General features: G+C 52.8%; 18 protein-coding genes. 5 read left to right on the top strand and 13 right to left on the bottom strand.

Annotation, left to right across the window (positions count from 1 at the left end):
- Positions 1-94 precede the first annotated feature (94 nt).
- The 6 genes from AC0IWZ_RS13960 to vgrG all read right to left on the bottom strand — a co-directional run bounded on the left by AC0IWZ_RS13960 (position 95) and on the right by vgrG (position 6,656).
- On the bottom strand, positions 95-1,327 hold the full coding sequence (locus AC0IWZ_RS13960; protein ID WP_471677002.1) for a serine hydrolase domain-containing protein: 1,233 nt from the start codon (positions 1,325-1,327) through the stop codon (positions 95-97).
- A gap of 2 nt (positions 1,328-1,329) precedes the next feature.
- A complete protein-coding gene (locus AC0IWZ_RS13965) occupies positions 1,330-1,635 on the bottom strand; it encodes a hypothetical protein (protein WP_034496942.1) in 306 nt (101 codons plus the stop codon).
- 370 nt (positions 1,636-2,005) lie between these two features.
- Positions 2,006-2,200: a CPCC family cysteine-rich protein gene (locus tag AC0IWZ_RS13970; RefSeq protein WP_471677001.1), complete on the bottom strand. Its 195-nt coding sequence runs from the start codon at positions 2,198-2,200 to the stop codon at positions 2,006-2,008.
- A gap of 106 nt (positions 2,201-2,306) precedes the next feature.
- Positions 2,307-2,624: a hypothetical protein gene (locus AC0IWZ_RS13975; RefSeq protein ID WP_471677000.1), complete on the bottom strand. Its 318-nt coding sequence runs from the start codon at positions 2,622-2,624 to the stop codon at positions 2,307-2,309.
- A 184-nt stretch (positions 2,625-2,808) separates the two neighbouring features.
- Entirely contained in the window at positions 2,809-3,087 is a 279-nt protein-coding gene (locus AC0IWZ_RS13980; protein ID WP_471676999.1) for a bacteriocin immunity protein, read from the bottom strand.
- Positions 3,084-6,656, bottom strand: coding sequence for a type VI secretion system tip protein VgrG (gene vgrG, locus AC0IWZ_RS13985; protein WP_471679497.1), 3,573 nt, complete (start codon positions 6,654-6,656; stop codon positions 3,084-3,086). Before vgrG ends, AC0IWZ_RS13980 begins: the two co-directional genes overlap by 4 nt.
- Before the next feature lie 339 nt (positions 6,657-6,995).
- Between vgrG and rimO the strand changes: the two genes are divergently transcribed.
- On the top strand, positions 6,996-8,309 hold the full coding sequence (rimO, locus tag AC0IWZ_RS13990; RefSeq protein WP_034496944.1) for a 30S ribosomal protein S12 methylthiotransferase RimO: 1,314 nt from the start codon (positions 6,996-6,998) through the stop codon (positions 8,307-8,309).
- 96 nt (positions 8,310-8,405) lie between these two features.
- On the opposite strand, the gene gsiD is transcribed toward rimO, so the two are convergent.
- From gsiD to iaaA, 5 genes are all read right to left on the bottom strand, one after another.
- The gene (gene gsiD / locus AC0IWZ_RS13995) at positions 8,406-9,317 is read right to left on the bottom strand and encodes a glutathione ABC transporter permease GsiD (protein WP_034496948.1); all 912 of its coding nucleotides are present in this window, start codon (positions 9,315-9,317) and stop codon (positions 8,406-8,408) included.
- Between the two features lie 2 nt (positions 9,318-9,319).
- Positions 9,320-10,240 carry a glutathione ABC transporter permease GsiC gene (gene gsiC / locus AC0IWZ_RS14000; protein ID WP_410373361.1) on the bottom strand — a complete coding sequence of 307 codons (921 nt, stop codon included), beginning with the start codon at positions 10,238-10,240 and terminating at the stop codon, positions 9,320-9,322.
- A 125-nt stretch (positions 10,241-10,365) separates the two neighbouring features.
- Positions 10,366-11,907 carry a glutathione ABC transporter substrate-binding protein GsiB gene (gene gsiB / locus AC0IWZ_RS14005; protein ID WP_471676997.1) on the bottom strand — a complete coding sequence of 514 codons (1,542 nt, stop codon included), beginning with the start codon at positions 11,905-11,907 and terminating at the stop codon, positions 10,366-10,368.
- Positions 11,908-11,946: 39 nt separating this feature from the next.
- Entirely contained in the window at positions 11,947-13,794 is a 1,848-nt protein-coding gene (gene gsiA / locus AC0IWZ_RS14010) for a glutathione ABC transporter ATP-binding protein GsiA (protein WP_471676996.1), read from the bottom strand.
- The gene (gene iaaA, locus AC0IWZ_RS14015; protein ID WP_471676995.1) at positions 13,794-14,747 is read right to left on the bottom strand and encodes a beta-aspartyl-peptidase; all 954 of its coding nucleotides are present in this window, start codon (positions 14,745-14,747) and stop codon (positions 13,794-13,796) included. Before iaaA ends, gsiA begins: the two co-directional genes overlap by 1 nt.
- A gap of 266 nt (positions 14,748-15,013) precedes the next feature.
- Between iaaA and moeA the strand changes: the two genes are divergently transcribed.
- Together moeA and moeB are read left to right on the top strand one after the other, a co-directional pair.
- Positions 15,014-16,246, top strand: coding sequence for a molybdopterin molybdotransferase MoeA (gene moeA / locus AC0IWZ_RS14020; RefSeq protein WP_471676994.1), 1,233 nt, complete (start codon positions 15,014-15,016; stop codon positions 16,244-16,246).
- 2 nt (positions 16,247-16,248) lie between these two features.
- Positions 16,249-17,010: a molybdopterin-synthase adenylyltransferase MoeB gene (gene moeB, locus AC0IWZ_RS14025; RefSeq protein WP_034496964.1), complete on the top strand. Its 762-nt coding sequence runs from the start codon at positions 16,249-16,251 to the stop codon at positions 17,008-17,010.
- Here moeB and AC0IWZ_RS14030 read toward each other — a convergent pair.
- Positions 16,998-18,071 (bottom strand): LacI family DNA-binding transcriptional regulator, encoded by a 1,074-nt coding sequence (locus AC0IWZ_RS14030; RefSeq protein WP_471676993.1) that lies wholly within the window; start codon positions 18,069-18,071, stop codon positions 16,998-17,000. The genes moeB and AC0IWZ_RS14030 overlap by 13 nt on opposite strands.
- A 295-nt stretch (positions 18,072-18,366) precedes the next feature.
- Between AC0IWZ_RS14030 and AC0IWZ_RS14035 the strand changes: the two genes are divergently transcribed.
- Entirely contained in the window at positions 18,367-19,668 is a 1,302-nt protein-coding gene (locus tag AC0IWZ_RS14035; RefSeq protein ID WP_471676991.1) for an MFS transporter, read from the top strand.
- A 15-nt stretch (positions 19,669-19,683) separates the two neighbouring features.
- The gene (locus AC0IWZ_RS14040; RefSeq protein ID WP_471676990.1) at positions 19,684-22,047 is read left to right on the top strand and encodes a glycoside hydrolase family 31 protein; all 2,364 of its coding nucleotides are present in this window, start codon (positions 19,684-19,686) and stop codon (positions 22,045-22,047) included.
- A 103-nt stretch (positions 22,048-22,150) separates the two neighbouring features.
- Here AC0IWZ_RS14040 and AC0IWZ_RS14045 read toward each other — a convergent pair whose 3' ends face one another.
- Positions 22,151-23,746: an ABC-F family ATPase gene (locus AC0IWZ_RS14045; RefSeq protein WP_172893626.1), complete on the bottom strand. Its 1,596-nt coding sequence runs from the start codon at positions 23,744-23,746 to the stop codon at positions 22,151-22,153.
- Positions 23,747-23,840 lie beyond the last annotated feature (94 nt).

Genomic DNA, 23,840 nt, shown 5'->3' on the forward strand with positions numbered 1-23,840 from the left:
TGGATAAATTTTAACCGGACCTGGTTTTTTTGCCGAGTTTTTTGATCCATGGCAATAAGCTTTACAAAGCTAACAATCGCAGCGAAACAAAGGATTACGCAGCGGCAGGAGCCCGACAAGTGGCCGCCTGCTGCTTCTCTTCAAGCATTTGCCGTAACACACTGTGCCCAAGGTTATTTTGCCAGGTGAAGCTGTTTTGCAGAACCACCACAGCGAAGTGATTCACGCGGTCAATACCGATATAGCTGGAGTAGCCCCCGATATATCCCACCTGATAAGTGATCGCTTGCTCACCATAAGTGTCCGTGACCCAGGCGATATTGGCGGCTTCTTTGTCACGCCGCTCGTTGTTACGCGGATAGTAGATTTGCATCGTATCGTTAATCGCTTTATCCAGCGTTTGATCGCCCGTGCTATCCAGATGGGCTGCGGCAAACGTCAGTAAATCAGCGGTGTCGGTGTACAAACCGCCTGCGCCCAGCATATTGCCGTGGAATTGCCAGTCCGGCACCACTTGCCCACGCGGAACAAACTTTGGCTGGCTACCCGCATGACCAATCGCCCGCTGGGGGTAACTTCTTAATTTCTGAGGGGTAAAGCTGCTGTTACGAAGATTCAGTGGTTCAAAGATCAGCGACTGAACCAGTTGGTCGGCGCGCTGCCCGGTTTGATAACGCAGAACATAATCCAGCACCGCGTAGCCAAGGTTGGAATAACGTGGCTCGTCATTGTGCGGTTTTGAGAAATCAGCCAGGTCATTCACCACATCGTCGCTATCAAGATGGGCATAGAAATTCTCACCGTTGCCCAGATAGCGAATAAACGCGGTCAGCATCGGCAAGTCCATATTTTGCCGTGGCAAACCAGAAGTGTGCGTCACCAATTGCAGCAGGGTGATTTTTTTCGCGTCATCGCTTAACGGCACCGATGGCGGCAGCAAAGTTTCAAGAGTATCTGACCAATGCAGACGCCCCTGCGCCACCAGCACCGCCGTTGCTTCGGCGGTCATGCCTTTACTGAGCGAGCCAACCGCAAACAGCGTGTGCTCATCGACCGGATACTGATGTTCGCTACCGGTGACACCAAAATGCCAGTAATGGCGTTGGCCATTTGCATCAATCACCCCCACCACCATCGCGGGCGATTGCTGTTCAACCATGCTGGGAAGCCACTGGTTGATATCACGCGCTTGTGAAGCGCCACAAACACGCTGCGCCTTTTGCGGCGCTTCGGCCTCAGGGGCGACGTTAGACAGCGTTCCACACCCCGCCAGCGTAAAACCGAGCAGCAGCGTACTCAGGCCCGCCAGGCGACAGTGTGGCTGCATCGTTAATTCGCCGCAACACAAGGTTTGGCATCAAGGCCAATCAGCATCGTTCGGTTTTCACCGACTTTCTTCAGGCCGAAGTTACTGCTGTGGTAACGGTAAAACGCCTGCCCACCGGACATATTTTGATAGGAATAACGGTCGCCGTTATACCAGGCGTAGTCGCCATCTATTGCCAGTTTTTCACCGCCACAAACAAACTTTTGCGCGGTTGCAGGAGGCGTGTTGAGCGGGGTTGGAATCACGTTACAAGCCGACAGCAACAAGGCACCCGTCAGCATCCCGGAAAGGGCTAAAATCTTACGCATAGTGCGGTTCTCTCTTTGAGCGGGAGGTTTCAATATAAACTTCAAGCAAACGAAGCGGGGAGATAATAGAGCCAGCTTACCCACTAAGCAAAAATAAGCCTTATCCAATCGTCTGAAATTGTTTGCGCGGCAGTTTAAAAACAACCAGTAGAGCCTTGCCCAAAACCCGTGTAGAATCGCCCGGCTTTTATTTTCTGTTTACTTTGTGAGCGTAACCCGTATGCAACAACCCCGTATTGGCTTTGTATCCCTCGGCTGCCCGAATAATCAAGTTACCTATTGCGGTCAATAAATAAACCACTCCGAGTCCAGTAGTATCCGAGCAGCTATACAAGCGTTTGCGCATAACCAATCACTTTTATTATCTGTTCTAGTGAACCTTATGGCCTCTGTTATAAGCTTTCTTTGCCTCATTCAAACTCATCACGTTGGCCCCTCCACCATAATCGGGTACAGCATTCTGAATAGGGTCATCCTCCCAGCTACACACTGGGCAAATTTCATAACTACCCTCTTCAGAAAATTCTGACTGTTCACAACATGGACATAAATGTTCAGAACTCATTGTTGCTTCTCCCAATATTTGATTCCACCATTAGGCTTGAAAATAGTTTTCGGTAGCTGCCAGCATCCGTACCACTTTCTTCTTTCAGGCAGAATTTGAACGCGAATTAGTCACCTAATGCAGCATCCAATTTTTTAATCAGTTCAATTTTATCCCATTCAGAAAAATACTTCACAGTTGGGTTATCCCAATCACCATCAGAAATCACCTGAATAACAAATTGCCCACCTTCTTCAAAAGAAGGGAACCAACCAATGTCAACGACAGTTCCATCACTGAACATCAGTTGAAACAAATCCTCATCAAGCCGATTGACTTGCTCAGAAATGGTTTTGTTGAAGTCCATGCTCGATATTTCATCGTAAATACTATCAATATTTTCAAGATGGTATTCTTTATCTAAAATATGATGGCTACTTTTCACTTTGTTAGTTTCTTGACTTCTTGTACACCTATTGGATGAGAATGAAGTGTTCCCTGAGACTCTTTGGTAACAACCCATGTCGATAAGTGCTTTACATCGGTTGGCAGATAAACTGGGTCTTGGACAACATATTGATTGAATATAGAAAAAAATGAGTGCCAGTCAACACTGGCACTCGCTGATATCATTTCGAGTCTTTAAATAAAGGTAGCCCCTGGGATTTACGCCACCGAACAACTTCCCCAGTGATGCCATGTGGGCTGCATTCTATTTCATCAGGTGTGTTAAATATTAGACCATTGCCATTCGGATGCATGGTCACCTTTACAAAATGTTTCTGTAACCTATCAATGTATTCACTTAATTCCTTTCCTTTTAATCCGTTAGGATTCTCAAAAAAAGCTCTTACAAACTGAATAAACTCAGACTCAGTATATTGTTCAAATTTATCATTCATATTCATTTTTTATGTAACCCTATATGTAACCGTGGCGTTGTTACGCGGATATTATCGCAATCGTAAACAGCACCTCCATTCTGTATTTGATCAATATGGTGTAGTTCAAATGTTGTTCTACCACCAACTTGCTCTGCCGGAATTGGGTATGGGGCGGAGCCTCCAGCAATCAGGATTTTATTCGTCGGCTTAAACTGCGATAACAACTCAGAATCTTCACTTACAGCCTCCCAAAATTCAGCCCTGAAATGGTCAAAATTTCTGAAATGTCTGCCACGTAATTTGTCTGCAATTTGTGCCGGGATCGGTGCCCCCATACCCGTACTGGCTTCTTCCAGCCACTTGCCCGTCCCCGATAATACCTCACCTTTTCCTGTCGCCGTACCGGGTTCATCCCTGGCTGACTTGAGGTAAACATAGATCGGCTTAACACCTGAATCCGCCGGGAACACCAGAATATAATCGTTGAAATCCTTTTCGTCCGGTACCGGGAACGGTGGTGTGGTACTTTCGCCCTGGTTTTCCGGTATCGGATTTACCAGAATGGTCGGCTGGTCGATTGTCGGCGCTGCCGTTCCGGTATGTGCCGGGAGATCGGTGCCTTCCGGCTTACCTGGCGTCCAGGTGATTAACGGGCCATCCGCACCTTTTGCGGGGGTGAACTCAAAACGATTGGTTTTATCGTTCCACAGCATGTTCGCCACGCGCACACCTTCATACTGCGTACCTTCTCCGGTATGGACACCGTACACCTGCATTTTGCCATGGATATCCGGTTGCCAGAAGAAGCGTACCCGCGTGGTGGCTTTTGCACCACTGATGGCTTTACCGCGCAGTTCTTCTTCATACCAGTATTCATCACGCCCCGGCACTTTATCGCTGCCCGCCCCCGCAGACGGCACATACAATGCGGAATACAACACACCCGCCCAGACAACTACCGGATTCGCTGCCAGTACACCTTCAGCCGCAGCACTGCCCCCAATACGTGTCATTACACCGACAGCCGCCTCGGTTGCCGCTGCACGGGATACGCCCACCGTGGCGACCATTCCCGCCTGAGCATACGATGATGTACCCGAATCTGTTGCAGGTTTACGTCGCGCAGCCTGGGCGTGTTGTTCCGGCTCTTCGGTAGCGTGATTATCGGTGTGCGCGTGGATGTAACCACAACAATCATCCTGTTGAGCAAACAGTGCCATTTCACCGAAGTTATCCGCAGGCTCGGTTCCCGTGCCCGCATCCGTACAGCCTTCTTCTTTCAGGCAGGATTTAGCAAACACCGGCGTTACCCACAGCTTTGCGGTTTCCGGGTTCACTTCACGCATCACTGCCGGAGCAGGCATTTTCACCACAGGCAAGGTTTGTGCCTGACTTGCCGCAAACATCGTCCGCTTCACCTTGCGCATATACGACGCTGTAGTGCCATATTCAACTTTGCCTGCTTCCAGTTTCAGGTAGCTGCCGCCGCCAATCAGCGTGATGCGTTTCTTGCCCGCAAACGTAATGTCGCTTTCTGAGGTCAGCGTGAGTTTCTTCTCCGCAAACAGGCGCATATTGCCGTTCTGCGCCTGCATCTCAATCAGGCCTTCACCCGCTTTCAGGCTCATCTGCCCGGTGCGGGCAAACATGCCAATTTTGTCACCTGCCAGTGCTGTCATATTGCCCATCACACCCACGCTGATATCACCACCCGCGTTAATGGCGACATTTTTACTCGCGGCAAGCTGCATATGCTCACCGCTGGTCAACACTATCCCTTCCGGGGCTGAAAAATGCAGTGCCTCGTTGAGTGGTTTCAGGCGTTGTTCAAACATGCGTATCTGTGCATCAACATCGGCTTTCAGCGCCTGCGCCTGTTCTGCTGCCATCTCCAGTTGTTGTATCTGTTGCAGACAAATATCAATTTCTTTCAGCGCGGTATCCATATCCAGCACTTCGCCTGCGGCTTTGGGTTGCCCGTCAGCGCTGATGAATAACCCTTTCGCCACTCGCATCACACCGCGTTCATCTGTGCGCAGTTCAAACCCCTTTCCGCGAGGTTTCTCCTGCGTATCGACGATATGCCCGCTATTAAGCTGGGTCTTGGCGAATTCAGTTGAAAGCTGGATATGCTCTTCACCGCGCTTGTCTTCCAGGCGAAGTTCATTGTGGGCAGCGGTGCGCAGGATGTTCTGGCTGTGGTTGTCGCGGTTCACAATGTCGGCGTGTTCAGAATCGTGCATCGCATGGGATATATACGGCAGGTCTATATCACCGTTGCTGTAAGCAATCGCCACTTCTGTCCCGTCGATAAGCGGCGTGTGCCAGCCGTATTGCTCTCCGGTGTAAGGTTTTGCCATCCGCAACCATAGATAACCGTAACCCTGCTCGCGGTAGTCACGGTCAAAGTCGAGCCTCACACGATAGCGCCCGTGTTCATCGAGGTGCGCGTAGATGTCGTGTTTTTCGCGGCTTTCAATACGGGCGGGCAATGTGCCGTGAATTTCCGGGCGTTCAGGGCAGACCGGACGGAAACAATAGCGTTCGGTATAGGGCTGCCCCCAGACTGACACATGCAGACGTGAATCACGCGAACCGGTAAAGGTCACCAGCGTCATCAGTACGCCTTCTTTTAGGGCGCTGATGATATTGCCCTGCGGCTCCAGTACCTGACCTGGCGAAAGGTGTGACGCGTTACTGAAAAGATGCAGCCGCGCGGATTTGTTCAGTTCACGTTCATGATGCAACCGCGCATAGAACGCCCCGCTTTCGGTGGCGGGTTCCGGGTCGGTATCGTCACCGTCTTCACGATACGGTTCACCGTAGCGGTAATACTCACCTGTCGTTACCGCGTCATTGCGTACCGACGCATGCGCATTCATCGGTGTGGTGGCGGCGCGGTAGTTGTAACTCTTCGCCTGTACCCCGCCAGACACCACATTGTTCCGGGTACGCACATCCCAGACACATTCTTCCGCAGACAGACCCGAGGGTTCGCGATAAGGCAGTTTTATATCAAACACGTACTGAAGCTGGCTGTCACCAAAAATGACGATATCCAGCTCCGTCGCGGCATTCATTTCATAACGGAACCAGATACCGACTTCCGCCAGAATACGCTGGATAAATTCCAGGTCGGTTTCGCGCCACTGAGTGATGACCTCACGCACCGGATATTCACGCGACAGACGAAATTCAAAATCTGGCCCTTCCAGACCGTGCGCACGTAACACCTGCTCCACCACTTCCGTTACGGACTGGTCGAGAAAAACCGCGCTGCGGCGGGTACGGGAAAAGAGTGCAAGGCGGGATTCAAGAGTCACGCTGTAATGAGACTGGTCAGCCGTGGTCGACAGCCATTCCATTCCCGTAACGATGCCGTGAACCACCTTGCCACCCAACATTCTGAAACTGGCAAATATCATCAGTACCTGTTCGGGCCTGACGCTGCCGGGTGGCGAGGTGAACTCAATTGTCCATGAAAAGGGTTCGCTTAACGCTTCACGCCCACGAAAGCGTAGTACATCAGCCGGAAAGTCGGCATTCAGGATATCCAGCGAATAGCCGGACTGTGATTCAATGCGGGTAGTCAATGTTCCTTCCTTGGCCATCAGACAAAAATTCATGATGAAAATCATGGGCGTTCAAAACCTGAACGAATGGTGGCACGATTTTAACCACTGCTCCAGTGTGGTTATGAGAGAAAGAGTAAAAATTTAGAGCTATGATCAAATGAAAAAAAAAGAATTAACAACTAGTCACACTGTTCTCTCAGGTACAAACAGTTGCACCAGACGATAAACCTTGTATGGCTCGTTGGATGGAGAATAAATTCATGCATTAATTTGTCGCAGCATAAGTAGAGCCTTGCCCAAAACCCGTGTAGAATCGCCCGGCTTTTATTTTCTGTTTACTTTGTGAGCGTAACCCGTATGCAACAACCCCGTATTGGCTTTGTATCCCTCGGCTGCCCAAAAAACCTCGTTGATTCTGAACGGATTCTGACTGAGCTGCGCACCGAAGGTTACGATGTAGTGCCTAGCTATGATGATGCCGATATGGTTATCGTTAACACCTGTGGCTTTATCGACAGTGCCGTACAAGAGTCGCTCGAAGCGATCGGCGAAGCGCTGAACGAAAATGGCAAAGTGATTGTGACCGGCTGTTTAGGGGCCAAAGAAGATCAAATCCGCGAAGTGCACCCTAAAGTTCTGGAAATCACCGGCCCACATAGCTACGAGCAAGTTTTGCAGCACGTTCACCACTATGTGCCTAAACCAAAACATAACCCGTTCCTGAGCCTGGTACCGGAACAAGGCGTGAAACTGACCCCACGTCACTACGCCTACCTGAAAATTTCCGAAGGCTGCAACCACCGTTGCACCTTCTGCATCATCCCTTCCATGCGTGGCGATCTCGACAGCCGTCCGATTGGCGATGTGCTGTCCGAAGCGAAACGTCTGGTAGATGCAGGCGTGAAAGAGCTGCTGGTTATCTCTCAGGATACTTCAGCTTACGGCGTGGACGTTAAGCACCGCACCGGTTTCTACAACGGTGAGCCGGTGAAAACCAGCATGGTTAGCTTGTGTGAACAACTGGCTAAACTCGGCGTCTGGACACGTCTGCACTACGTTTACCCGTATCCGCACGTGGATGATGTGATCCCATTGATGGCGGAAGGCAAGATCCTGCCATATCTGGATATCCCATTGCAGCACGCCAGCCCGCGTATTCTTAAGCTGATGAAGCGCCCAGGCAGCGTTGATCGCCAGTTGCAGCGCATTAAGCAATGGCGAGAGATCTGCCCGGATCTGACGCTGCGTTCCACCTTTATTGTTGGCTTCCCAGGCGAAACCGAAGAAGACTTCCAGATGCTGCTCGACTTCCTGAAAGAAGCGCGTCTGGATCGTGTTGGTTGCTTCAAGTTCAGCCCGGTAGAAGGTGCGACCGCCAACGAACTGGCCGATCCTGTGCCAGAAGAAGTAAAAGAAGAGCGCTGGAACCGCTTCATGCAGCTGCAACAGCAGATTTCTGCTGAACGTCTGCAAGAAAAAGTGGGCCGCGAAATTCTGGTTATCGTTGATGAAGTTGACGAAGAAGGCGCGATTGGCCGCAGCATGGCTGACGCTCCAGAAATCGACGGCGCGGTTTACCTGAACGGCGAAACCAAACTGAAACCAGGTGATGTGGTGCGCGTGAAAGTTGAAAACGCGGACGAATATGACTTGTGGGGTTCAGTGGTTTAAGTTCTGAATGTCGGATGACGCTTACGCTTATCCGACCTACGAAATAGAGTTGTAGGGCGGATAAGCGTAAGCGTCATCCGCCTTTTTTCTTTGAAATTACCCTTTTATCTTCGGGTCCAACGCATCCCGCAACCCATCCCCCAGCAAATTAAACGCCAGCACCGTCAAGAAGATCGCCAGGCTCGGAAAGAGCGCGACGTGAGGTGCTATCACCATATCGGCCCGCGCTTCGTTGAGCATTGCGCCCCATTCCGGCGTGGGGGGCTGAGCACCTAAACCCAAAAACGACAAACTCGCCGCCGAAATAATCGACGTCCCGATACGCATGGTGAAATAGACCACAATCGACGAAACCGTACCCGGCAGAATATGGCGGAAAATAATCGTCGCATCAGATGCGCCAATGCTCCGTGCCGATTCGATAAAGGTTTGGTGTTTCAGTACCAGCGTATTGCCGCGCACCAGGCGGGCAAAGGCCGGAATGCTGAAAATGGCCACCGCGATAATCACGTTCGACATGCCGCTGCCCATTACCGCAACCACGGCTATTGCCAGCAAAATCCCAGGGAAGGCGAACAGCACGTCGCAAATGCGCATAATCACCCGGTCCCACCAGCCTTCGTAATATCCCGCCAGCAACCCGAAGAACGTGCCAATCAGCGCCCCGATTAAGACCGAAAATACCCCCGCCGCCAGCGAGATTTGCGCCCCGACCAAAACCCGACTGAAAATATCGCGCCCGAGAGAATCCACGCCAAACCAGTGCAGCATCGACGGGCCATCGTTTAGCCGGTCATAATCGAAATAGTTTTCCGCATCGAACGGCGAAATCCACGGGGCAACCAGCGCCACCACAATCAGAAACAGCACGAACAACCCGGCAAGCATCGCCACCGGCTGTTTGCGTAAGCGGCGCAGAAATTCGTGCCACGGCGTGCGCACCTGGTTTGGCCGAACAATCGGCATCGCGTTCAGTACCGCCTGGCGTCGCCAGTTAAAGAGTCGCATCCTTACTTGTACCTGATGGCCGGGTTAATGGCGGCGTACAGCAAATCCACCACTAAGTTGATAACAATAAATTCCAGCGAAAACAGCAACACTTCCGCCTGAATCACCGGGTAGTCACGCATTTCGACTGAATCCACCAGCAAGCGCCCAAGCCCTGGCCAGTTAAAGACTTTTTCGACAACAATCGAACCGCCGAGCAGGAAACCGAACTGCAATCCCATCATGGTGACGACCGGAATCATCGCGTTGCGCAGACCGTGTTTAATCACAATCAGCGTTTCGCTCACCCCTTTGGCGCGTGCGGTGCGCATGTAATCTTCTTGCAGCACATCCACGAACGAAGCACGCGTAAAACGCGCCATCACCGCAGCGACCGCCGCCCCCAGCGTGACAGACGGCAAAATGTAGTGCTGCCAGCTATCGGCACCGACCGTCGGCAGCCAGCCCAGTTCGACGGAAAAAACCTGCATCAGCAACATGCCGAGTGCAAACGCGGGAAATGAAATACCGGAAACCGCGATCGTCATGCTGAGTCTGTCCGGCCAGCGGTTACGCCACACGGCAGCAATAATGCCGGTGAATAGACCAAAAATAACCGCCCAAATCATGCTGGTGATAGTGAGCCAGAAAGTGGGCATAAAGCGGCTGGCTATCTCTTCGGAAACCGGACGGCGCGAAACCATCGAGGTGCCGAAATCCCCCTGCACAATGTTGCCGATGTAGTGCAAAAATTGCTGCCACAGCGGTAAATCCAGCCCCAACTGTTTGCGCACCATTTCAATCACGGTGGCATCCGCTTCCGGCCCGGCGATTAAACGCGCCGGGTCGCCGGGGAGCAGATGGACGAACAGAAACACCAGCACCGCCACGATAAGCAGTGTGGGGATCAGGCCCAGCAGGCGTTTGAGGAAATAGTTAAACATTGGCCTGTCTCATTGTTTTATCGCCCTCACCCCGGCCCTCTCCCCTGGGAGAGGGGGAAAACCGGATTGTTCCCTCTCCTGGGGGAGAGGGTTAGGGTGAGGGCGTAAACGCACATCAAAAATCATCACTCTTTCAAATCCGCATCATCAAAACTAAACCCGGTATCTGGCATCACATAAAAACCGGTGAGGGTTTTGCTGTGTGCGGAAACCAGTTTTTCGACCACCAGCGGCACCCATGGATTCTCTTTCCAGATGGTGTCCTGCGCGTCTTTATACAGCTTCGCTTTCTCGTCACGATTGGTGGTTTTCAGCGCCTCGCTCAGGTCTTTATCCACCTGCGGATTGCTGTAGAACGCGGTATTAAACAGCGTTGGCGGCCAGTTAGATGAGGCAAACAACGGCGACAGCGCCCAGTCCGCTTCACCTGTCGAGGCCGACCAACCGGTGTAGAACATTCTCACGCCGCTCTCTTTCTGGCCTTTAGCTTCCACTTCCGCGGCACGCTGCCCGGCATCCATCGCTGTGACTTTCACTTTAATGCCGACCTGAGCCAGTTGCTGCTGAGTGAACTGCAACACTTTCTGCGCGGTGCTGTGGTTGTGGGATGACCACAGCGTGGTTTCGAAGCCGTTCGGATAGCCCGCTTCTTTCAACAGTTCGCGCGCTTTTGCCGGGTCATACGGCCACGCTTTGTAAATTTGTGCGAAGTCGATAGACGGCGGTACTACGCCTTCGGCTGGGGTCGCATAACCGGCAAACGCCACTTTCACCAGCGCCTGGCGGTTAATCGCATAGTTAATGGCTTCACGCACTTTCGGGTTATCAAACGGCTTTTGCGTCACGTTCATGCTGAGATAACGCTGCATGATGGAAGGCGAAGCCACCAGCTCCAGCTTGTCGTTTTTCTCCAGCACGCCAGCCTGCTCGTAAGGGATGGGGAAGGCAAACTGCGCTTCGCCGGTCTGGAGCATGGCCGCTCGGGTGTTGTTATCAACCACCGGACGCCAGGTGATGGTGTCGAGCTTAGGCAGCCCCTGTTTCCAGTAACCGTCGAATTTCTTCACCTTCACAAAATCAGTCTGGTTCCAGGTATCAAGCTGATACGGGCCAGTGCCGACCGGATGGAAACCAATCTCTTTGCCGTATTTTTTCAGCGCGGTCGGGGAAATCATCGCCGTTGCCGGGTGGGCGAGAATATTAATAAACGCCGAGAACGGCTGTTTAAGGGTGATTTTTACCGTGCTGGCGTCAACCGCTTCGGTTTTGGCAATGGCTTTATACAGGTTGTAGCGTTTGAGATGGTTTTCAGGATTGCTGGCGCGATCGAGGTTAATCTTCACCGCTTCGGCGTTGAAATCAGTCCCATCCTGGAATTTAACGCCAGGGTGTAATTTGATGGTGTAAACCAGTCCGTCGTCAGAAACGGTGTAACTTTCGGCCAACACGTTTTGCAGTTTCATCTCTTTATCAAGGCCAAATAGCCCCTGATAAAACGACTTCGCTACTGCCTGCGACAGCGTATCGTTAGCATCATACGGGTCGAGCGTGGTGAAGTTGGACGCAACAGCAACAACGACATCTTTCGCCGCGAATGCCGGTGCGGCAATCACACTGGTCGCCAGCCCTGCGGCCAACAGCCACTTTTTATTCTCAAACATGGTCATTGTGTTCTCCTGATTATCCTTGCCGGACTCAATTTTTTATTATGGGCGAGCGACAAAATGCCCTGGCCCAACATTCACAAGCGTTGCAACATGCGGTTCGCTCCCCAGCTTATGCGTGGAACTGGGGATATCATCGGAAAGCAAAACGGGTTTGGGACGGCGGTGCGTAGGGTCAGCCACCGGAACGGCGGCCATTAATTTTCGGGTATACGGATGCTGCGGGTTTTCAAACACGGCGCGTCGCGGGCCAATTTCAACAATTTGCCCTAAATACATCACCGCCACGCGATGGCAAATACGTTCCACCACCGCCATATCGTGAGAAATAAACAGAAAAGCGATGCCGAACTCGCGCTGGAGATCCATCATCAGGTTGATGATTTGCGCCCGAATCGATACATCGAGCGCCGAGACAGACTCATCGGCAATCACCACTTTTGGATTGAGCGCCAATGCCCGGGCGATGCAAATGCGCTGGCGCTGCCCGCCAGAAAACTCGTGCGGATAACGCCACGCATGCTCCGCCTGCAACCCGACGCGCTCCAGTAACCAGGCCACGCGTTCTTGCGCCTGCTCTTTGGGCATCACGTTATGAACCAGCAGCGGTTCCATGATGGAATACCCCACCGTCAGGCGCGGGTCGAGAGAGGCGTACGGATCCTGGAAGATAAACTGAATGTCTTTGCGCACATGCTGCATGTCGGCATTGGAAAGCGTGTCGATGCGCTGGCCGTTGAAGTGAATGCTGCCGCCCTGGGTTTCCACCAGCCGCAACAGCGCACGCCCGGTGGTGGATTTGCCGCTCCCCGACTCCCCCACCAGCCCCAGCGTTTCGCCGGGCCACAAATCAAAACTCACTTTTTCGACCGCATGCACCCGGCTGGTGGCACGGTTAAAAATGCCGCTGCGAATATCAAAGCGCGTCACTAAATCGCTGACTTGCAAAATGGGAACGGAACCGGGGGCAATGGTGTTTTGTTCGGTTTCTGCTTCGGGTTTATCGGGGTGTTGCGGATCAACCAGCGGAAATTTACGTGGCAAATCACGGCCATTCATCGCGCCAAGGCGCGGAACCGCTGCCAGCAACGTTTTGGTATAAGGATGAACCGGTGCGCTAAAAATTTGCTCTACGGTGCCGGTTTCCACCGCCTGGCCGCGATACATCACCAGCACGCGGTCGGCGATATCCGCTACCACGCCCATATCGTGAGTGATGAATATCACGCCCATTTGCATTTCATCTTGTAGAACGCGAATGAGCTGGAGGATTTGCGCCTGAATGGTCACATCCAGGGCGGTAGTCGGTTCGTCGGCAATCAGCACCGCAGGACGGCACGAGAGCGCCATGGCAATCATCACCCTCTGGCGCATCCCGCCTGAAAGCTGGTGCGGATAACGGCCAAGAATCGCTTTCGCTTCCGGAATGCGCACCCGTTCGAGCATGCGCCTGGCCTCTTCCATCGCCGCGTGTTTATCCAACCCCTGATGCAGACGGATAGATTCCGCAATTTGTTCTCCTACCGGAAACACCGGATTGAGCGAGGTCATCGGCTCCTGGAAAATCATTGCGATATCGGCACCGCGCACATGGCGCATTTGCGATGAACTTAATTCGGCAGGCGCGATCACCTCGCCGTTGCGACGGCGCAGTAGGATGTTATCGCTTTCAACGCGGCTTGCGGATTTTTCCAGCAGGCGCATTAACGCCAGCGCCGTCACTGATTTTCCCGAGCCAGACTCCCCGACAATGGCCAGCGTTTCACCCCGTTTTAGCGTAAACGACAGGTCTGACACCGCCTGAATGTCGGCATTTTCCTGGCGAAAACTCACGTTGAGTCGGCTTACAGACAGCACTTCGTCCTCGGGAAGTTCATGACTTCTGGGCATCAGCCCTCCTGGCTTTGATAGATTCCAACGCTCGGGGCATCACCGACAAAACCGTAGCCGCGGTACATCCCTTCGCTATTAAATGGCAATGCCACATTGCCTTCGCTATCAATGGCAATCACTCCCCCGCTACCTTGCAGCGCCGGAAGTTTTTCCATGACGACGCGCTCGGTCGCCTGATGCAGACTTAGCCCGCCATATTCCATCAGGGCTGCGATGTCGTAAGCCGCGAGGGTTTTCATAAACACTTCACCCGTGCCGGTGCAAGATACTGCAACGTTGGCGTTATTGGCGTAGCAACCCGCGCCGATTATCGGTGAATCGCCTACACGACCCGGTAATTTGTTGGTCATGCCGCCGGTGGAGGTCGCGGCAGCCAGGTTGCCGTATTTATCGAGAGCGACAGCGCCGACGGTGCCAAATTTGGTGCCCGGATCGATAGGGTCGCCGCCGTCGTGATCCAACACTGTTTGTTGGTTTGCACGAGCGCTTTGCAATTGATCCCAACGCTGTTGGGTGAAAAAGAGATCGGGCGAAACGGGCTCAAGGCCATGCTGCTCGGCGAAGTTTTCAGCGCCTTTGCCAATCAGCAAAACATGCGGGCTGTGTTCCAGAACCTGGCGCGCGGCAAGAATAGGGTTACGAATATGACTGACACCCGCCACCGCACCCGCTTCTAGCGTGTTGCCGTCCATGATGCAGGCATCCAGTTCATGCGTGCCGTCGTGGGTAAAAACCGCGCCAATTCCGGCGTTAAACAGCGGGCATTCTTCGAGCATATGAACCGCTTCGGTCACGGCATCCAGCGCAGTACCGCCCGCCTCGAGCAACGCCTGGCCTGCCTCAACGATTTCCGAGAGCGCCTTAATATACAGCAGCTCTTTTTCGGGGCTAAGTTGTGCACGAGTGATGGCTCCCGCGCCACCGTGGATCGCGATTACTGCTTTGCTCATTTCGACATTGCCTTGTCAGAGTGCGTTGTATTGTCGGAGTCCGTTGTGTTGTCAGATGGCGCTTCGCTTATCCGACCTACAAAAACTACGAAAGCTATAAATATCAGAATAGTGACTGTTAACTAATACGATTTTTGAATATAGAAAGATGTAAATGTGATGTAAAGGAAAACGGTATACCGGATTACCCATAATGGGACATTCAGCCAGCACCGTTTCTCTGCCATAATGTCCGACATATTTTTCCCCGCGTAGCAGGAGCTTTCATGGAATTTACCGCCGGGCTTATCCCCCTTGAAACCGCAATGGAACAGATGCTCTCGCGTATTGTTCCTGTCACCGAATCTGAGTCCATCCCTTTGCTGAAGGCTTGTGGACGCATTACCTCGCACCCTGTCACGTCTCCCATTGATGTGCCTGGCTTTGATAACTCAGCCATGGACGGGTACGCGGTACGCCTGCAAGATTTGGCGTCAGGAACAGCTCTGCCCGTGGCGGGAAAAGCCTTTGCCGGGCAGCCGTTTGACGGCGAGTGGCCTGCGGGAACCTGCATTCGCATTATGACTGGCGCACCAGTTCCGCGGGGAACGGATGCCGTCGTGATGCAAGAAGAAGCGACCGTGACCGAAAGCGGCGTGCGCTTTAATGAAGAAGTTAAAAACGGGCAAAACGTTCGCCTGCGTGGGGAAGATATTCGCCAGGGCGGCAGCGTGTTACCTGCGGGTAAAAAACTGACGGCGGCGGAATTACCGCTGATTGCCTCGTTAGGTATTCCAGAGGTCGCCGTGCTGCGTAAAGTGCGTGCGGCGGTATTCTCAACGGGTGATGAGTTGCAACTGCCAGGAACACCCCTTGGCGACGGTCAAATCTACGATACCAACCGCCTTGCGGTGCATATCATGCTCGAACAACTGGGCTGTGAAGTTATTGATTTAGGCATCATCCGTGATGATCCTGAAGCGCTGCGCACCGCATTTATTGAAGCCGACAGCCAGGCCGATGTGGTCATCAGCAGCGGCGGCGTTTCTGTGGGTGAAGCGGATTACACCAAACAATTGCTCGAAGAGTTGGGTGAGGTCGGTTTCTGGAAACTGGCGATTAAGCCGGGCAAACCTTTTGCTTTCGGTCGTCTGACAAATAGCTGGTTCTGCGGCCTGCCGGGCAACCCGGTTTCCGCGGCACTGACGTTTTATCAGCTGGTTCAGCCGCTGCTTGCCAGACTCAGCGGCGAGCAAAGCAATGCCCTGCCGCCGCGCCAGCGCGCGCGTACCGTCGGGCGTTTGAAAAAATCGCCGGGCCGCCTCGATTTCCAGCGCGGCATCATGCGCAGGGGCGAAGACGGGCAACTAGAAGTATTGAGTACCGGCCACCAGGGTTCGCATATTTTTAGCTCCTTTAGCCAGGCCAACTGTTTTATCGTGCTAGAACGTGAGCGCGGCCATGTTGAAGCGGGCGATTGGGTTGAGATTGAGCCGTTCAATCATCTGTTTGGAGGCTAACGATGGGCGCTGAACTGAGCGATCAGGAGATGCTGCGCTACAACCGCCAGATTATTCTGCGCGGCTTTGATTTTGACGGCCAGGAAGCGTTGAAAGCCGCGCGAGTATTGGTTGTCGGGCTTGGCGGCCTCGGTTGTGCCAGCGCGCCGTATCTGGCAGCGACAGGCGTCGGCCAACTGACATTGCTGGATTTTGACACCGTGGCACTGTCCAATTTGCAGCGCCAGACGCTGCATCGCGATGCCACGATCGGGCAGCCCAAAGTCGATTCTGCCCGCGATGTGCTGGCAGCAATTAATCCACATATTCAGATTGAAACGGTCAACGCGCTGTTAGACGAAACGCAGTTGCTGGAATTGATTGCGGAGCATGACCTGGTGATGGATTGCACTGACAACGTAGCCATTCGTAATCAGCTAAATCAGTGCTGTTTTACGCTTAAAAAGCCCTTAGTTTCGGGCGCGGCAATTCGAATGGAAGGGCAAATCAGCGTCTTTACTTATCAGGATGGCGAGCCGTGCTACCGCTGCCTGAGCCGTTTGTTTGGCGACAACGCACTGACTTGTGTTGAAGCAGGTGTGATGGCTCCGCTGGTCGGCGTCATCGGCTCATTGCAGGCGATGGAAGCCATCAAACTGCTGGCGCATTACGGCACACCCGCAAGCGGAAAAATCGTGATGTACGATGCGATGACCTGCCAGTTCCGCGAAATGAAATTGCCGCGTAACCCGCAATGCGAAGTGTGTGGCTCTCATTCATCATAAAGCCCCACGCTGCTGACCGCCGTATGACTCTTGTTCGGACGAATACGGCGCACCGAATCCCGCACCGCCAACGTTCCGTTAAGCAGTAAATTCCCAATCGGCGCATCCGGGCGGATTAAACGCTGCTGAAGAATATGCACCGCTTCCTCACCTAACTGATCGCGCGGAACATGCACCGAGGTCAGCGGCACATCGTGAATCGCTGCCAGATTAAAGCCGTCGATGCTCATGACCGAAATGTCATGCGGCACGCGTAATCCGGCATTTTGCAGCGCACTGACCGCCCCTGCCGCCATAAAATCACCGCCAACTAAAAATGCCGTCGGGAGCTGATGCCGCGGTGTTTTTTCCAGAAATTCGCTAATCAGTTTTTCACTCTCTTTGGCGCTAAAACTCTGGGCGGTAATCAGATGGCGTGCGTCGTCAAAATGCAGATTGTTGGCATCCCATGCGTCGCGAACCCCCGCCAGACGCAACTCCATGGTGTAGCGGCGCAGGCACAGTAATGTGACCACCGATTTGTGCCCCTGTTCGAACAAGTAACTTGCCGCAAAATCGCCAATCAACTGGTGATCCGGCGCAACGCCGGGTAGACGCATTTTGCGATCGCGACAGTTGATCAACACGCAAGGCTTGCCGATATCCACCGCCAGATCGTGAATATGCGGATCGTCAATGCCGAGCAAGATCGCCGCTTCTGTTTCCACCTCGTTCATTTTGCTCAGAAACAGGTTGGCATCGCTGTCGTTTTCTTCCAGCGCACAGTAACGCAGCCGCACTTCATGTGGGGAAAGCGCCTGACTTAACCCTTGCGTGACACGATAATAAAAGACGTCAGACCGTTCATCAAAAGCACGCTGAGGCGCGAAAACGACCAAACTATTAAGTAGCATGCGCCCCGCTGCCATCCCCGCAAGCACGCCTTTTTGACCGGCACAGTTCAAAACCCGTTGCCGAGCCTGTTCGCTGGTGTTGGACTTGCCCGCCAGCACACGCGAAACGGTGCTAATTGAAAGCCCGGTTTCAGCGGCGATTTCGGTGATTTTTAGCTTTTTACTCATTTTGTGATCTGCGCCCATTTCGGCAATGAAAAAATTTTCATGCTGAAGTGTATGGCTTTGTCACAGGTATTTTCGTTAGCAAACGCACGTATTCCGCTTTCATATGAAAATATTTGCACAAAAGCCGCTATTGGACATTTTCTAACTGTTTTACGCTCTCTCTACTGCCGCAACTGAGCCTGCCTGCTTGCGGCAAGAAGCACATAAAATAATTATTAATCAAATAGATACAATTTTCACAATTTCAAATTGTGGCAAACATTCCGATAGACACTGCTTCTACGTGGAGAACGACATGAGTCATGGCATAAATCCAGGGGTTACCGCCGTTAAGGCCAAACGCACTATTAAAAACCTGCGCTGGTGGGTTCTGGTGCTGTTCCTGTTAGGCGTTACCGTTAACTACATTACCCGCAACTCATTGGGCATTTTGGCACCTGAGCTGAAATCTTCTCTTGGGATTACCACTCAGCAATATTCTTATATCGTCGGTGCGTTCCAACTGGCTTATACCGTATTCCAGCCAATCTGCGGCTGGTTGATTGATGTTATCGGCCTCAAACTCGGCTTCTTAGTTTGTGCAGGGATTTGGGCCGTCGTTTGTATGATGCACGCGGGTGCCGGAAGTTGGTTGCAACTGGCCATTTTGCGCTTCTTTATGGGTGGAGCTGAAGCCGCCGCAACTCCCGCTAACGCCAAAACGATTGGCGAATGGTTCCCGAAAAAAGAACGCCCAATTGCCGCAGGCTGGGCAGGCGTTGGCTTCTCAATTGGGGCAATGCTGGCACCGCCAATCATCTATTTTGCTCATGCCTCTTTCGGCTGGCAGGGCGCGTTTATGTTTACCGGCGTGCTGGCAATGTTATGGGTCATTTTGTGGTGGCTGTTCTATCACAACCCGGAGCAGCACCCGAATCTGAGCAAAGAAGAACTGGAATTCATCAAGCAGGATAACGAACCTGACGCGGTGAAAATGCCGTTCCTGACCGCACTGAAAACCGTCGGCAAAAACAAACGTTTTTACGGTATCGCCATCCCAGCATTTATGGCTGAACCGGCCTGGGCCGTGCTGAGCTTCTGGGTTCCGCTCTACCTTGCTTCCGAACGTGGAATGGATCTCAAACAGATAGCGATGTTTGCCTGGCTGCCGTTCCTTGCCGCAGACCTCGGCAGTATCGCAAGCGGCTATCTGACGAAAATCTATACCCGCTGGTTTGGTTGCTCACGCACTAATTCCATTGTGGCAAGTTCGGTGACCGGCGCGTTCCTGATGATTTCGCTGGCGCTGGTTGCCCTCACCAAAGACCCGTACGTCACCATCGCGTTGATTTCCGTCGGCGGCTTCGGGCACCAGATTATCTCCTGCATGTTGAGTGCGCTGGTTGTTGACTCCTTTGATAAAGGCCAGATGGCGACGGTAAACGGTATGCGTGGTTCTGCCGCCTGGATTGCCAGCTTCCTGTTCTCGCTGCTGATTGGCGTTACCGCTGACAAGATTGGCTACAACCCTCTATTTATCGCCATGGGTTTCTTTGACCTGATTGGCGCTGTATTCCTGGTTTCTTTTATTGCTGAACGCCGCACCAAGTGTGCATGAAATGGATTGTGAACGATGAAAACTTTGAAGAACTGGACACTGCTGAAGTCTGACGCCAATCACGTTGAGTTAAGCGTGGACGGCAAACATCGCCTGAACCTGTTTGTGCTGGAGCAAGGCATGTTCCGCGTGCTGATTAAACGCGAAAACAAGCTGGCATTGAACCGCACCTGGAGCATCGCGCCAGAGAATGATGTGCCGTGGGAAGGCCGTGACCGTGAAAGCCTGCAAGGGTTTGCGTTACCCGGTTTCACGGTGGAAGAGCGCGGTGAAACATTGTGTATCAGCACCGATAAATTGCGGGTGACCGTCCACCAGCCTTTATGGCTGGAGTGGGAATATAAGAACGAGAACGGCGAGTGGCAAATGCTCGCCAGCGACCGCCCGACCAGCGCATATCTGCTGAACGCCCACGGCGACGGTGTGGCGCACTATCAGCGTCGCTTTAAAGAAGAACGTTATTACGGTCTGGGCGAGAAAGCCGGTCCGTTGCAGCGCACCGGGAAACGCTACGAAATGCGTAACCTGGATGCGATGGGCTATAACGCAGAGTCCACTGACCCGCTCTACAAACATATTCCGTTTACCATCACGCGCCGCCCGGATGTCAGCTTCGGGATGTTTTACGACAACCTGAGCAGCTGCTGGCTGGATTTGGGCAACGAAATTGACAACTACCACCTGCCGTACCGCCGCTGGCAGGCAGAATCGGGCGATGTCGATTATTACCTGTTTCTCGGCCCGCAGGTTTTAGATGTCACCAAAGCGTTTGTGCGCCTGACCGGTAAAACGCTGTTTGGCCCGAAATGGAGCCTCGGCTACAGCGGCTCAACCATGCATTACACCGATGCACCAGACGCGCAAAACCAGCTGATGAGCTTTATCAAACTGTGTGAAGAGCACGCAATTCCTTGCGATTCATTCCAGTTGTCATCGGGCTATACCTCAATCAATAACAAGCGCTATGTCTTTAACTGGAACTACGACAAGGTGCCGCAGCCGAAAGTGATGTCCCAGGCGTTCCATACCGCAGGGATCAAACTGGCAGCTAACATCAAACCATGTCTGTTGCAGGATCATCCGCGTTACCAGGAAGTGGTTGAACAAGGTCTGTTTATTAAGGATTCGGAGCAAGATAGCCCGGAGCGTTCGATCTTCTGGGACGACGAAGGTTCGCATCTTGATTTCACTAATCCGGCAACGGTGAAATGGTGGCAAAACGGCGTCACCACGCAACTGCTGGAAATGGGTATCGACTCCACCTGGAATGATAATAACGAATACGAAGTGTGGGACGGCGAAGCCCGCTGTTACGGCTTTGGCGAAGAAATTGCCATCAAAAATATCCGCCCGGTGATGCCACTGCTGATGATGCGTGCCTCGCTCGAAGCGCAGCAGGCTTTTGCGCCGGAAAAACGCCCATATCTGATTTCCCGTTCCGGCTGCGCCGGGATGCAACGTTACGTGCAAACCTGGAGCGGTGATAACCGCACCAACTGGAATACGCTGCGTTACAACACCCGCATGGGTGTGGGCATGAGCCTTTCTGGTTTGTATAACGTTGGGCACGATGTCGGCGGCTTTTCTGGCGACAAACCTGATGCGGAGCTGTTTGTACGCTGGGTACAAAATGGTGTGATGCACCCGCGTTTCACTATTCACTCGTGGAATGACGACCAAACCGTCAACGAACCGTGGATGTATTCGTCAGTGACGCCAGCCATTCGCAGCGCTATCGAAACGCGTTATCGTCTGCTGCCGTACTTCTACACCCTGCTGTGGCAGGCGCATGCCGACGACGAACCGATGCTGCGTTCAACGTTCCTTGACCACGAGCACGACGCCAAAACCTTCGAAGAGTGTGACGATTTCATGCTTGGCCGCGATCTATTAGTGGCAAGCGTGGTGGAAGAAGGCCAGCGCGAGCGTGAAGTCTGGCTGCCGGAAAACGGTGCAGGTTGGTACGACTACTACACGGGCCAGTGGTATAGCGGCGGTCAAAATATTGTGGTTGATGCACCTCTGGAACGCTTGCCGTTGCTGGTGCGCGCGGGTGCTGCCCTGCCTCATTCGGCACGTATTACTCACGTGGATGCCAAAGCTGACACGATGCGCGAACTGAAAGTGTATCCGCTACAAGGCACTGGCGTTTCTCACGGCAGCCTGTTTGAAGATGACGGCGAGACGTGGGGGTATCAGCAAGGCAACGCGCTGTGGCTGAACTGGGAAATTCACTGCACCGCAGATGAAATTCATGTGAACTTCACTCGTAAAGGTGATTATCAGCCGGCCTGGAAAGAGATGACGTTAACGCTACCGGCGGGTGAAAAACGCCGTTTGGTTGTAGACGGGAAAGTACAGGATTTCTGGAAGATTTAAGTTGTAACCCTCACCCCGGCCCTCTCCCTCATGGAGAGGGTGAAAACCGTCAGTTCCCTCTCCTGGAGGAGAGGGCTAGGGTGAGGGCGTTCTAAGCTAAAACTTAGTTATCAATACCTTTACTGCGCAGGTAATCTTCATAGCCGCCGGTAAAGTCAACCACGCGCTCTGGCGTAATTTCAATCACACGGGTGGCCAGCGAGCTCACAAATTCACGGTCGTGAGAGACAAAGATCAGCGTGCCCGGGTACATTTCCAGCGCCATGTTCAGCGATTCAATGGATTCCATATCCAGGTGGTTGGTTGGTTCGTCCATGACCAGAACGTTCGGACGTTCCATCATCAATTTACCAAACAACATACGGCCTTTCTCACCACCGGACAGCACCTTCGCAGGCTTTTTGATATCGTCCTGGCTGAACAACAGACGGCCCAGAATGCTGCGCACCGCTTGCTCGTCGTCACCTTCTTGCATCCACTGGCTCATCCAGTCGAACACGGTCAGGTCATTTTCAAACTCGTATTCGTGATCCTGTGCGTAATAGCCGATTTGCACATTCTCAGACCATTTAACTGTACCTGCGTCTGGAGCCAGTTCGGCAACCAGCGTTTTAAGCAGAGTGGTTTTACCCACGCCGTTGGTACCCAGAATGGCGAGTTTCTCACCCACTTCCAGCAGCATGTTAACGCCTTTGAACAGCGGGCCGTTGTCAAAACCTTTTGCCAGTGATTCCACTTCAAGCGCATTACGGAACAGTTTCTTGTCCTGCTCGAAGCGAATGAACGGGTTCTGACGGCTGGAGGCTTTAACTTCGTCGAGTTTGATTTTATCAATCTGACGCGCACGAGAGGTCGCCTGGCGAGATTTCGAGGCGTTGGCACTAAAGCGGCTAACGAAGGATTGCAGGTCAGCAATCTGCGCTTTTTTCTTCGCGTTATCAGACAGCAGACGTTCACGAACTTGTGTTGCCGCCGTCATGTATTCGTCGTAGTTGCCTGGATAAACGCGCAGTTCGCCGTAGTCCAGATCAGCCATGTGCGTACAAACCATGTTCAGGAAGTGACGGTCGTGCGAAATGATGACCATGGTGCTGTTACGTTCGTTGAGCACCGTTTCCAGCCAACGAATGGTGTCGATGTCGAGGTTGTTCGTCGGTTCATCGAGCAGCAGGATATCCGGGTTTGAGAACAGCGCCTGCGCCAGAAGCACACGCAGTTTCCAGCCTGGAGCGACTTCGCTCATCGGGCCGTAATGCTGTTCAACAGGGATCCCTACGCCAAGCAGTAATTCACCGGCACGCGCTTCGGCGGTGTAACCGTCCATTTCGCCGTAGAGAACTTCCAGATCGGCAACTTTATAGCCGTCTTCTTCGCTCATCTCTGGCAGCGCATAAATGCGGTCGCGCTCTTCTTTTACAGCCCACAGTTCGGCATGGCCCATGATGACCGTATCGAGAACGGTGAACTTTTCAAAGGCGAACTGATCCTGACGCAATTTACCGATGCGCTCGTTAGGATCGAGTGAAACGTTACCCAGCGTTGGCTCTAAATCGCCACCGAGGATCTTCATAAAGGTAGACTTGCCGCTACCGTTGGCGCCGATCAAGCCGTAACGGTTGCCGCCGCCAAATTTGACAGAAATATTTTCAAACAACGGCTTACTGCCGAACTGCATTGTGACGTTACTGGAAACTAGCACAGAGATGTCCTGATAAAATTGTAATATGTGAGATCGGGCACATTATGCCATAACTCAACGTGTAGATCGCTCTGCTTGTGCGCTGGTGATTAAA

This window comes from Buttiauxella sp. AC142, from assembly GCF_979253435.1.